At 32.3% G+C, this 13,021-nt stretch carries 12 protein-coding genes; 4 read left to right on the top strand and 8 right to left on the bottom strand.

The genetic code is table 11. The features are described from left to right. Positions 1 to 59 precede the first annotated feature (59 nt). Positions 60 to 698: an HD-GYP domain-containing protein gene (locus N4A40_04490; GenBank protein MCT4661099.1), complete on the bottom strand. Its 639-nt coding sequence runs from the start codon at positions 696 to 698 to the stop codon at positions 60 to 62. 155 nt (positions 699 to 853) lie between these two features. Here N4A40_04490 and N4A40_04485 point away from each other — a divergent pair, with 155 nt between their 5' ends. Then, a complete protein-coding gene (locus N4A40_04485) occupies positions 854 to 1,312 on the top strand; it encodes a lipocalin family protein (GenBank protein MCT4661098.1) in 459 nt (152 codons plus the stop codon). Here the strand turns inward: N4A40_04485 and N4A40_04480 are convergent. From N4A40_04480 to N4A40_04465, 4 genes are read right to left on the bottom strand one after another with little or no spacing between them, the layout of a single operon-like run. After that, on the bottom strand, positions 1,309 to 1,941 hold the full coding sequence (locus tag N4A40_04480) for a ribonuclease H family protein (GenBank protein MCT4661097.1): 633 nt from the start codon (positions 1,939 to 1,941) through the stop codon (positions 1,309 to 1,311). The genes N4A40_04485 and N4A40_04480 overlap by 4 nt on opposite strands. 20 nt (positions 1,942 to 1,961) lie before the next feature. Next, positions 1,962 to 2,933 (bottom strand): DUF1722 domain-containing protein, encoded by a 972-nt coding sequence (locus N4A40_04475; protein ID MCT4661096.1) that lies wholly within the window; start codon positions 2,931 to 2,933, stop codon positions 1,962 to 1,964. A gap of 17 nt (positions 2,934 to 2,950) precedes the next feature. Then, entirely contained in the window at positions 2,951 to 4,075 is a 1,125-nt protein-coding gene (locus tag N4A40_04470; protein MCT4661095.1) for a serine hydrolase, read from the bottom strand. Between the two features lie 13 nt (positions 4,076 to 4,088). After that, entirely contained in the window at positions 4,089 to 4,913 is an 825-nt protein-coding gene (locus tag N4A40_04465) for a stalk domain-containing protein (protein MCT4661094.1), read from the bottom strand. A gap of 181 nt (positions 4,914 to 5,094) precedes the next feature. On the opposite strand from N4A40_04465, the gene N4A40_04460 reads away from it, so the two are divergent. Together N4A40_04460 and N4A40_04455 are read left to right on the top strand one after the other, a co-directional pair. Then, complete coding sequence (locus N4A40_04460; protein ID MCT4661093.1) at positions 5,095 to 5,850, top strand: DeoR/GlpR family DNA-binding transcription regulator; 756 nt, start codon at positions 5,095 to 5,097, stop codon at positions 5,848 to 5,850. Positions 5,851 to 5,868: 18 nt separating this feature from the next. Then, complete coding sequence (locus tag N4A40_04455) at positions 5,869 to 6,750, top strand: Cof-type HAD-IIB family hydrolase (protein MCT4661092.1); 882 nt, start codon at positions 5,869 to 5,871, stop codon at positions 6,748 to 6,750. Here the strand turns inward: N4A40_04455 and N4A40_04450 are convergent. After that, the gene (locus N4A40_04450; protein MCT4661091.1) at positions 6,745 to 8,646 is read right to left on the bottom strand and encodes an IGHMBP2 family helicase; all 1,902 of its coding nucleotides are present in this window, start codon (positions 8,644 to 8,646) and stop codon (positions 6,745 to 6,747) included. The genes N4A40_04455 and N4A40_04450 overlap by 6 nt on opposite strands. Positions 8,647 to 8,839: 193 nt before the next feature. On the opposite strand from N4A40_04450, the gene N4A40_04445 reads away from it, so the two are divergent. Next, on the top strand, positions 8,840 to 9,493 hold the full coding sequence (locus N4A40_04445) for a class I SAM-dependent methyltransferase (protein ID MCT4661090.1): 654 nt from the start codon (positions 8,840 to 8,842) through the stop codon (positions 9,491 to 9,493). A gap of 86 nt (positions 9,494 to 9,579) precedes the next feature. On the opposite strand, the gene N4A40_04440 is transcribed toward N4A40_04445, so the two are convergent. Both N4A40_04440 and N4A40_04435 read right to left on the bottom strand, forming a co-directional pair. Continuing rightward, positions 9,580 to 12,138, bottom strand: coding sequence for an ATP-binding protein (locus N4A40_04440; GenBank protein MCT4661089.1), 2,559 nt, complete (start codon positions 12,136 to 12,138; stop codon positions 9,580 to 9,582). A gap of 1 nt (position 12,139) precedes the next feature. Next, the coding region (locus N4A40_04435) for an HD domain-containing protein (GenBank protein ID MCT4661088.1) at positions 12,140 to 13,021 on the bottom strand (882 nt) is incomplete at its 5' end.

Here is a 13,021-nt window from a genome sequence, read left to right as displayed (position 1 = left end):
TTTTGTACATCTTCATAAAGTTCCTTTAGTTGCATGTGAATCCCCCCAACACAGCTAAATTAGCTAATTTTAATTTGATCTACACAGGTTGTTTTGTACCCTATTTTTTCTAATCTATTCTCATCAAAAAAGTACTTTATAGCTTGACTTGCAATTTTTTCATCGTATCTATTTCCTTTGCCCATTTCCAATTCTTTTCTACATTTTTCAGCAGACATTCCCTTTCTATATGGTCTATCGCTAAGCATAGCATCTATGGAATCACACACAGCTATTATTCTAGCACCTACCGGTATATCTTCTCCACTTATTCCCCTTGGATAACCTCTACCATCCCATCTCTCATGGTGGCAAAGAACTAGATTTGCTAGCGGTTTAAGCGCCTTAGAATGAACCAATATATCATAACCCTTTTCAGGATGCTTTTTTATATAATCAAATTCAGCCTCAGAAAGTGACCCACTCTTATTTAGTATACTATCAGGTACACCAATTTTCCCTATATCGTGTAAATGAGCCGCTATATGTATCTGCTCCAATTTACTTCCTCTTATCCCCATGCTTTTAGCCAGCATGTAACTCATATCCCCTACTCTCTGGGAATGTCCGCTAGTATAGTGGTCTTTTATCTCTATAGTTTCTACCAGACATTCTACTAAATCGTGTAGTACTATTTTTCTCTTGTTCCAAAATATCATCCTCGCCTCCATTGATAACGATTGTCATAGTCATTCTATTTTATCATTTTCAAATTTATTTTTCAATTCTCACATTTTATCTTTACCAATAATGTTTGAATTTTACATTTTTGGGTATAGATAAAAAAGTTAGTTTAATCGAAGGAGGAAATCTCATGGCGCTAAAGCATCTAGAAGGTAAGTGGTATATAATTGAATCAACCCTAAAATTCTGGAAAAACCCCTCTAGAAGCTTACCGAGTATAACTTACACAGTTAATTCTGGTAAATTTTTAGACGAAATTTGTTTTTTAGAAAATGGTCAAGAGTGTACTATAAAGGCGTACGACCATTTCGTGGACAAATCAAAACTTGAATTCGCACACCAATTAAAGGGATGGAGAGGTTTATTTAAAACAAAATGGAGAGTAGAATATTTTGCTACTGATCATTCTTGGGCAATCATTTCATTTGAAAAATCAGTTTTTGATACAGCTGGTCTTGAAATTATATCGAGAAGTCCAAATCTGAGTGATGAACTTTTGCACGAAATTCACTCTAAAATACAAGATAGAGGATATCTCAAATCGTATATCCCACGTCTTGAAAATCTTGTAAGTCATTCAAAGCACTAGATTAGATCTAGTGCTTTTTTTGCCAATTGATCCGCTATTTCATTGTATTTATCTCCAGAATGAGCTTTGACTTTTACAAATCTAATATCAAATATTGATGCATATCTATTGTAAGTTTTGACGTAACTTTGAGTTCCCTCTTTGTTTGCTTTCCAATCTCCCGATGCCCATTTGTGAATTCCTTCATAATCGTGATATATAACTAATTGTGGATTTTCAATTCCTGAATTCGCTACCCACTCCATGGCTTTTATAGCCCCTAAAAGCTCTCCAGCAACATTGTGCATTGATACCAATGTTTTATCGTTTCCCATTTCTGAAATTTCAATTTCCTCATCACCTACTAGTATAACTACTCCACCAGCATATCTTCTAGTTCTTCTATCAAAGCTACCATCAACATATGCTCTTATAAGTGTCTGGCCTTCTTTGACCTCTACATCTCCAGTATCATCAATTTGAGCTTCACTAGTTTCTCCATCAATAAATGCTTTAGCATCATCTATATTAGTAAAACTCTTATATTCTGCTGATGAATATCCTGTAACTTGAGCTTTACATTCATCCCAAGTGTCAAAGATCCCAACACTTCTTCCTTTTCTCACTGCATAATACTTTTTCTTTGCCATCTAATATTACTCCTTACTATCTATAATCTGCCTTTTCCCGAGTCTGTCACCATCATCAATTCTCTTGGGAATGGGTTAAATATTCTTTGCGTCTTCAAATAAGGTTCATCGTACCTTACAACCCATGTATATATAATTGAAAGTGGTACTGAAAGTGGAATCCTATGAGTTGTATACATCTCTATTTGTTCTAAAAAATAAGCTTTCTCATCAACATTTAGGTCTTTTTTAAAATAGCCAAATAGATGTAATAGCATATTTACATTTTTTCCAGGTGATCCAACCCTTTCAAATACTCTTGAAAATTCACTTGAATATCTTTCGTACACTTCATTAGACTTTAATTTTTCACCATTGGAAACGATTTGCCCTAGTGTTTTAAGTGCTGATTGATTGTACGCCATGAGTAGATACTTATACTCACTATGAAACTTTACCAAATCTTTCATATAGTGTGTCTTTGCTATTGACCTAAATTCAGCATTCATAAATATTCTAGTATAGTACATTTCTCTTATACTAAAATTTGATAATCTACCTTCGTCTTCTATTGGCAAATTGCCAAACATATCTACCACACTTCTACCAAAAAAACCTTTAGTCTTTTCATTGTATTTACTAGCCTTGCCAAAATCTCTGTATTTTTTGACATCTTTAAATCCACACGATGGTGAGCCTGATTTCAATAAAAATCCGTCTATTTGGGATTTATCTAAGCCTTCTAAGTAGCCCTTTGTGAAGCTTTTCATCTCTTGTGTCATATCTCCACCACTTCTCGAAAATACAAATCGTTCACCTAGTCCATCTTGCTTATCTATAATTCTAAGTGCCTCTCTTGGTGAACTAAGCCCTAGTGACATCTCAGGGCAAATATTGATAAATTCTACAAATGGTTCTAAGTCACGAATTATTTTACTTGGTATTACTGATCCATCATAACGACATTTACAATTTTCCAAACAAGCACTTTTTACTATAATGGGTTTGTTCACTATTCTCGCCTCCGATTTTAGAATCGCAATAATTTGTTTAATAATTTCACCACATCTTCTGATGCTCTAAGTTCTAAGTCTATTGATTTTATTATCATTCCATTTTCGTAAACATCTACCTTACCAACTTTTTTAGTATAATAATTATTTCCTCTATTTATCGACTCCCAATTAATATCAGTTTTTACATCAAATACAGAACCATTTTTGGTATATAAAAAATAGTTTTCGCTGGGAAATATTCCTGTACATTTAGAAAATAGCTTATCTTCCGATTTCACATCTATGGATTCATTTTTATTTACTATCTCAAATTCCTTATAGTTATCGTCTAGCCAGTCAAATATTTTTTCTGCAACTTCAGCTCTCTTCCATTTACTGAATGTACCCATTATTATAGCTACTACAACATTTTGATCAGATTTTAATTTTTTTACTGCACTAAGGCAGCTCCCCGCTCTAGCCGTTGCACCTGTCTTTAATCCTATTATATCCTCTCTAGTAGTCAAAAGCGGATTCGTATTGTGATATAACTTACCTTTGAATTCCATTGATTCCAATTTTGTATATTCAAGAACTTGACTATGATTTTTTATAAGATATCTAATTAGTTCAAATAAATCTTCCATAGTCATACTATTTACTAATTCGCCCTCTGTTAACCCCGTTGCATTGTAATAATGAGTATGTTCTAAACCTAGTTCAATAGCCTTTTGGTTCATTTTTTCTACTAACGCTTCTTCACTTCCATAAAGATGCTCTCCGATAGCTATGCATCCATCATTAGCTGAAGGCAAAAGTACTCCTTTTAGTAAGTCTTCTAACAAGACTCTATCTCCTTCTTCTAATCCCATACCACTTCCAACTTTTTTTGGTGGATTTTCACCTATTGTAACTTGATCTTCTAAACTAACATTTCCACTATCTAATTCATCAAATAATAGATACGTAACCATTATTTTAGATAAACTAGCAATAGGTCTTTGACCATGATGACCATATTCTTCAAGTATATGTCCATCTTCAAATGTTCCAATTAGATATCCTCTAACATCTTTTTCTACACCTATTTCTGCGTTTGCACTAATTGACATAAATATTATTACAATAGTACATATATACCTAACCCATATTTTATTCAATTATTGTCTCTCCCTATCTGTAGAAATACTCACCTTCTATTTTTTTGTAAAAATCATTTGATTTGCTCTTAAATGGTCTCAAGTTAAAAAATAAGCAATTCTCAATATTATTTTCTCCTTCTAATGCCCTTCTAGCAGCCTCTATACTTAAATCATCAACTGCTCTTGTCAAAAAGTTCGATTTGTGAGCTGGTGGAAATTGTTTATGAACATCAACTTGATAAACTACATCTTTCACGCTATTTGGAAATCTACTACTTTTTACTCTATTTAAAACAACATTTGCTACTGCTAATCTAAGTTCAATAGTTCTATCTCCGCTCTCTACATCAACTATTCTTGATAGTAATTGTAATTCCTCATCTGTATACGTCTTTTTTTGTATTATATACTCCGGATTAACAACAAGTCCTTCTTGACTTAGTTTTACTGACCTTGTCTTCTCATCCCACTCTACACTACATCCTAAAAATTGACCTATGCTTCTAATCGGCAAAAAACTTCCTTCCGCTTCTAATAAAGGCATATCATCAACTTCTATTTCAAAACCATTGTAAATGACTTTAGGTTCACTAGTACTTATTATGAGTTCGGCCTTTTCATTTTTGAAAATAATTTCTTTTGTCTCGTCCTTCCACTCTACATCATAGCCCATGAGTTCGGCAAATTGCCTAGTAGATATATATGTTTTATCTTCGTTTATCACAAGCTCTTTCGTAAGTTTTATACTGTCTTCATTTATCATAAGTCCTATGCTTTGATCTTCTGCTTGAACACTCGAACCTCCAATTGCCAATAAAAAACAAGCCACTGCTACTATTTTTTTCAATTTTTTCACATCCTCTTCTGTTTTGATTTTATTTTAACACATTTTTCACACACTTCCCATAAAAAATGCTTTTCGACTAATCACACGCCTTATTTTTACTTAAAAAAACTTAATAAAACTTATTTATATTGATTTATTACTTATTTCCCCTTATAATATATCTATAATATAGTTTGAAAGGAGATTTTCCATGTGTCGTGAAAAACGTTTTGAAATAATTCTAGAATATCTTCGTGAACATAAGCAAATCAATATAGAAACAATTTGTAAAATATGTGAAGTTTCTAGAGATACAGCTAGGCGCGATTTAGTTTCTCTTGAAGAAAAAAAACTAATCCATAGAACTCGTGGTGGTGCAATGTTGCCAAAACCAAATCACTTTGTGAAAACCTACCGTGATCGTTTGTTAGAAGTTTCAGAAGAAAAAAAAGATATTGGACGACTAGCTGCAAATCTCATAAATGATGGTGACACTCTGATATTAGATACATCTACTACAGTCCAGTTTTGTGCAGAAAATATATCAGCTAGAGGATGTAATATAATAACAAACTCTATAAACCAAGCAGATATACTGTCAAATAATCCAGATTTATCTATTTATCTGTTAGGTGGGCGGTTAAATTCCGATCACAAATACCTATATGGACAAACTACAATAGACATGCTAAATAATTACACTGCTGATATTTGTTTTATCGGCGTTTGTGGTATATCTCCACGAGGACTATCTATAGCTCACGAAGACGATGGACACGTGATGAAGAAAATGATAGAACGATCAAATCAAGTTATTTTACTTTGCGATCATACAAAATTTAATAAAAAAGAGTTTTTCTCATTTGCATCGCTCAATCAAATAGATATTTTGGTTACAGATCAAATGCCTACTGGAAAATTACTAGAGGCATTAAAAAATAATGATATAAAAATTTTAATTGCATAAGAAGGGAGTTTATGAATTATGAAATTAATAGCAATAGATTTAGATGGTACTTTATTGAACCATTCAACAGGTACAATAGATAAAGAAAATGTCCTTGCCATACAGGAACTACAAAATCAAGGTGTAGAAATAACGATAGCAACTGGTAGAGCCTATTTTGATGCTTTAAATATCTGTGATAAGGCAGGTCTTCATACACATATAATAAGTGATAATGGTGCTAGTACTCATATAAAAACTGGTCAAAGAATAGCCCAAACCAGTATACCCCAAAATATAGTTTCAGAGGTTTTATCTTGGCTAGAGTCTGAAAACTACTACTATGAAGTATTTACAAATGAAGCCATATTCACACCTTCTTATGGTAGAGAATTGCTTAGAAGTGAACTTGTAGACTTCCTAGTTTCGCATCGTGAAGTTGATGAATCACACTACGATCATATATTAAAAAATCAATTTGGACAGCATGGTTTCAAATTCATAGATTCCTATAGCGAAATAATAGATGAGCGTGATGATTTCCTTGGAATATTAGTTTTTTCATTTTTCGAAGACAAAAGAAAAAAGGGCATAAGCGCCCTTGAACATCTAAAATCCGATGTATCTATCATATCATCGCTAGAACAAAATTTTGAACTTGCTAATATAAAATCTTCTAAAGGTACTGCTCTAGAATCTTTGGCAAATTATCTAAATATTTCTATGTGTGATACTGCGGCTATTGGCGATAATTACAATGACATTCCCATGTTTGAAAAAGCCAATTATTCAATAGCTATGGGAAATGCCGATGAAAAAGTAAAATCAAAATGTAAAGTTGAAACACTTTATAATGACCATCAGGGTGTTGCTTATGCTCTTAGGAGATACAATAAAAAGTATTTCAACAAATGTCTATAATTTTTCGACTCTATCTATAAGTCTTTTATAAACCGAGTCTTTACTTAAATGATTTTTATTTCCAATAAGGTATAGATGGGTTTTAGCTCTAGATATAGATACGTTTAATCGTCTATAATCAGTTAAAAATCCCATCTGACCTTTTTTATTTTGCCTTACAAAGCTCATTATAACGATTTCTTTTTCTCTCCCTTGAAATGAGTCCACTGTATCAATTTCAATAGATTCATCATTTATCTTGTCCTCTATGAAATTAACCTGAGCTTTATATGGAGTTATTATGGCAATATTTTTTCCTTCCACTCCAATTTGTCTGAGCCTACTTACAAGATCAAATACAGCTTCTGCCTCACCACAATTTACGTGCGATTGACCTATTAGTTTTTCTTCTGAATCGATATTTATCCACTCGATAGTAGGTTCATTTTCAACCAAAATCCTATCCATTACAGATTTATCTGATTTCAGTTTTCCCTCATAAAATAATTCACTCGTCAAATCATTTATATCTTTATTCATTCTATATTGTAGATTTAGCATTTGATTTGAATCTTTGTTTGTCAAGTATATGTGCTCCATCAGAGATACATCTAATCCCATAGTTTTAGCTTCTTGACTTAATATGGTAGGAGGTAATTGTTTAAAGTCACCTATTAATATTAATTTTTTTGCCTTTTGAACTGCTATCAAACTAGAAGGTATATTGGCCTGAGCCGCTTCATCCATAACCAATACATCAAACAATTCACCTTCTAAAATATCTGCACCAGCTGTGACATTGGTCGTAACTATTATTTTGTGTTCATCAAAAATCTCCCTCTCAGCTTTACATCTCAATTCTTTGATTTGCTCAAATAGGTTATTGATCTCCATTTGAATCTCAAGCCAAGGTTTCATTGCCATTATCATTGATGCTGGAATACCTCTCGTAGTTCTCTTTTCATTTGCTAAATTTAAAAGCTGATTGTGGTCTAATCCTCTTGTATATCGCCTTTCAGGTTTTTGATGATTTTTCTGCTCTAACTTCAAAATCTCTATTCTTTCAAAGCATTTTTCTATATCTACTTGCTTTTTATGATTATACATTTTTGAATCCAATGTCAAATCTATAAGGTCTTTATTTACTCTTATTGGATTTCCTATTCTCATAACACTTACATTGCTATTATCTAATTTTCTCAAAATATTATCTGCAGCCGCATTAGACTGAGCTGTTACAAGTATTCTATCATTTGTCTCATTTAGCATTTTGATAAGTTCCACAGCAGTATGAGTCTTTCCAGTACCTGATGGTCCTTGTATCAATTGATGACTACTGACCTCTAATGCTGATTTGACAGCTAATATCTGACTTTCATTTAATTGCTCTCCTTTAATATCTACAATGTTTTCTAATCTTTTGTTTTTCATTTCTCCACGAATTAGTTTAGCTGCCCTGCTATTTCTATTGTCCATAACATAATTTAGAGCTTGTTCCATTCTCTTGTACGCTATATCATTTAGGTACAAATCAAGCCTTATTGGTCTCTTTGGCTTTAACCTAAGTATATCTCTACAAGCCAGTGATATATACGATGATGATACCTCATAAACTGTACCCATAGAATTTCTCTTATCTAGGGGATTTCCCTGACTTATTAAAAGTTCATCTCCTATTTTTATTTGAATATCCGGAAGTGGTTTTCTGTTGTTTTTTCTAAATTGATATATATATTCTCCAGATAAGCTTTGACCCGCTTTTCTAGATCTCATGTCCATTAGTGCTCTACCTTTTTTCTCTCGCTCATATCCAGACATAGTTTTTATTTCTCTTTCATGGCGCTCTTTCTCTTCTTCTCTCTCAAAATTTAATGCTTTTTTTAGTTTTTTCAATCCTTCTTTCCAGTCTTTTTTCATAAGATAATCCTACTTTCTTTTTCAATAATACTCATATCTATTTTAATGGATTTAAGTGCTAGTGTAAACCAATCTACATTCTAATCATATTTAATTTTGTCTTATTTTTCTCAAACCGCGGTTCGCTTCTAATCCGCTTGACATCTCTTCTAATCTATGATTATATAGTATGGTATTTTAAGGAGGAAACACTATGGAATCTTGTAAAATTTGTAAATGTAATACTTTGACTACTATATATGACGAAAATTATGATTTGAACTACTATCATTGTGAAAATTGCGATACTATATTTCAAGACGAGTCTAAATTATTGAAATCAAAAGCAGATGAAAAATCAAGCTATGATACCCACAATAATTCAGCTAATTGTGAAGGCTATGTGAATATGTTTAGAGAATTTATAGAAAAATCTATAACTCCGCTAAATATTGATTTTGAATCAGCTCTAGATTATGGATGCGGTCCAGGACCAGTCTTAGCTGATTTGATGAAAGAGTTTATCCCTATCGTCAAAACATACGATAGAATTTATCCGTTTTCACCAGATTTTGACCAATATAAATATGACTTAATAACATCTACTGAAGTGTTTGAACATTTCAATCAACCACTTAAATCCATATCACATATTCTAAGTTTTTTAAAACCCGGAGGTCATATCTCTATAATCACTCAGTTTAAGCCAAGTTCTCACGACGAATTTCTAAACTGGTGGTATAGAAGAGATGAAACACATATAACCTTCTATTCTATAAAATCTTTTGAATTTTTATGTGATTTATTTGATTTAGAACTGATATATACCGACAATAAAAAAATAATTGTGCTCAAAAAGCCAAACTAATAATAAAAAGTGCTATCCTACAATAGAATGAATAAATCTACTGTGAGATAGCATTTTTTAGTTTAAATTTTATCTGTATTCTAAATTCATCTTTGTTCTAATTCATCTTTGTTCTCTTTCATAATCTCAAGTGCTCTATCAAACTCATAGTCTAAAACTAATTTGTATATTTTATTGTATTTTTCCTTGTCTTCTTTTGATAATTCCATCAATTTTATTACATAATCTTCTGCATCAGTATCGTAATTTTCCAGACAATTTATGAGTTTTTTCTCCAATGTATCCATTTTTAACTTCAAGTTTTCTCCTGAGTTCATTGTGGCTTTTCTTTTCTCATGTAATTTTTCTATTTCCTCTAAATCTATTGCCACATCTATGGTTTTTCTAGCTTCGCCATATTCTTCATATGATTTTTCTTTAGCCTTGATTGGTTTCGAACTCAAGTTATTCTTCTTGAACTCTATAAATACTTTAAATCTTGTTCCTCTACCTACCTCACTCTCTATTTCTAGCTTTCCATTCATAATGCCTATCAATTCTTCTACTATTACTAATCCAAGCCCCGTTCCTCCATACTTTCTCGTTATGGATTCATCCGCTTGAGTGAATTTCTGAAAAATTTTATCCTGTTCTTCTTCTGATATTCCTATGCCGGTATCCTTTAAATCAAAAAGAAAATATACGCTATCTTTTTCCTCTTTTAGACAAACTACTCTAAGTCTCACCTCTCCTTCATCTGTAAATTTGATGGCATTTCCTATTAGATTAAGGAGGATTTGGTTGAGTCTAAGTTCGTCACCAATTAAATTCACTGGGCAGCTTTGATCTATATCAAATATCAAGTCTATATCTTTCTTTGATGCTTCAACCCCCATTATGCTCTCTAAGTCGTCTAAAACATTTTTCAAATCAAACTCTATATTTTCTATAACCAATTTTCCAGCTTCTATTTTAGAAAAATCTAGAACATCGTTTATTATCTTTAGCAGATGCTTTGCCGCACGCTCTATTTTCTCTGAATAATCTTTTTGTCTAATTGAAAGTTCACTTCCCATAAGGAGTTCATTTATACCTATAATTGCATTCATAGGTGTCCTGATTTCATGTGACATATTAGCCAAAAAATCACTCTTTGCTTGTGTAGCCATCTCTGCTTTTGCCTTTGCTCTTACTAGTTCCTCTTGTGCCGCTTTAAGTTCCGTTACATCTTCTTTCATGGCTATATAATTGACTATATCACCATTTTCATCTGTAACTGGAGCTATCAAACATTTTTCCCAGTAGCAAGATTCATCTTTTTTCTTATTGTAGAATTCACCTCTCCAAATTTTTCCTGATTCTATAGTCTCCCATAATTCATCATAATACGCTCTGTCGTGATAAGTGGTTTTAAACAAATTAGTCTTTTGACCAATTAATTCTTCCTCTCTATAGCCTGTAAGCTCGCTAACTCTTTTGTTGGTATACATAACATTGCCTTCTAAATCTGTTATGACTATTCCCGAAGGACTCTGTTCTACGGCTACTTTTAATTTTGTCAGTTCAGCGGTTCTTTCGGATACCTTGTACTCTAATTCCTCTCTATTTTTCAAAAGTTTGAAGAGCATACTATCAAATGAATCTGCTAATTGTCCAATTTCATCTTGCCTCTCAAAATTTAATTTGTGATCTAAATCTCCAGTTTGAATTATATCACTGACTATCCTATTCATCCTAATTATAGGAATTATCAATATTTTTTGTATTATAATCATCAATATAAGTATCATAAAAAATAATAATACTGCACTCAATGTCCAAAATGGTGCTACTCGAGTTGATTGTAATTCACTTACATAATCTAATGGTAATTTCACATAAAATATCCAATCTAATTTATCTGATAGTTTTGATATCGAATAAAATTCTTCTTCTTCAATTTTAAACTTTCCCAGTTTATCATATTCACTTATATCATTATAAAATGATATATATTCATTTGGTTCTTCACGCCATTCAAGTTTTGATTTGCCATTGCTAGAAACCATTATATGGTCTGTAACTATTCCAATTTCACAGCGCTCCTCCTTAAATGCTTTTCTCAGATATGATTCTACTGTGCCAAAGTCTATATCTATTCCAATTACACCAATGATTTCTCCATTTATATTTGTAATGGCTTTTGCAAAAGTTATGAAATAAGTCTTGCCATCTATTCCTTTATAAGGTTCTGTAATTACAACCTGATTTGGATATGCTATTGCTTTTTTATACCATGGCCGTTCTCTTACATCATATCCGTTTAAATCATTTTCCTGTGCTAATTTATCGTTGTATATAAACGTCCCACTTTCATTACCAAAAAAAATGTATTTTGTGCTAGCCTTTGTCTTAACAAATTTATTAAAATAATCTTCTAGCAATATGCCATTATCTTTGTTAATGTCCTCACTAAAAACAAGTTCTATAAGATCTATGTCATTTTCTAAATTTATAGCATATCTAGTTAAGTGATAATCAGATTGCTCTATATACACTCTTAAATTTGTTTCTAAATCTTTGAGTATTTCATTTTTATACGACTCTACTAGAAATAAATCATACACTATATATGCTGTACAGAGCATTAAGAAAAATGCTATGAGTATCTTTCCTCTAATTTTCATATCACTCCGCCCCACTCTCAATCACTCTTATGCTATAAAGTCTATCACTCACCTTGTCAAATGCAGCAACCACTTCTGGATCAAAATGTAAACCACTCTGCTCAGCTATGTATTCCTTTGTTTTTTCCATCGACCAAGCTTCTTTATATGGCCTTTTACTGAGCAGTGCATCAAATACATCTGATAATGCTACTATCCTAGCATAAATATGTATATCATTTCCGCTTAGTCCTTTAGGATAGCCTGTACCATCCCATCTTTCGTGATGCTGTTTCATTATCATAGCTGCATCTTTCAATAATTTATTAGTCTGCTTGCCTATTATCTGACTCCCTATTTGAGCATGTCTTTTCATCACATTCCACTCTTCTTTATCAAGTTTACCAGGTTTTAACAATATATGTTCTGGTATACCTATTTTACCTAAATCATGAAGAGCTGCTATTATCTCTAATCGCTTTGCTTCCTCTTCCTTCATTCCATATGCCAAACCTATTTGATATGCATATTGACTCATTCTTCTAACATGTGCTCCGGTCTCGTTGTCTTTGTATTCACCTGCTCTGCCTAGTATCTTGAATATTTCCATATTCAAGTTTTCAAGTTCTGATGTTCTAAGAGCAACTAATCTCGAAAGTTCTTTCTGTGTATGAGCTAGTATCAACTGTGACTTGACTCTTGCTTTTACTACTACTGGTTTTATTGGTTTGTGTATATAATCTACTGCACCTAATTCAAAACCCTTAGCCTCATCTATCACTTCGTGGTCAGCAGTAACAAATATTATCGGTATTTCAGCAGTTTCTTTGGTTTTCTTTAGCTGTTTGCATACTTCAAATCCATCCATTTGAGGCATCATTATATCAAGCAATATTAAATCTAT

The organism is Tissierellales bacterium (genome assembly GCA_025210965.1).
In the GTDB taxonomy this organism is placed as follows: Bacteria; Bacillota; Clostridia; order Tissierellales; family JAOAQY01; genus JAOAQY01.
Note: the sequence above shows the minus strand (reverse complement) of the source record. Positions and strands in the feature narration are given on the sequence as shown.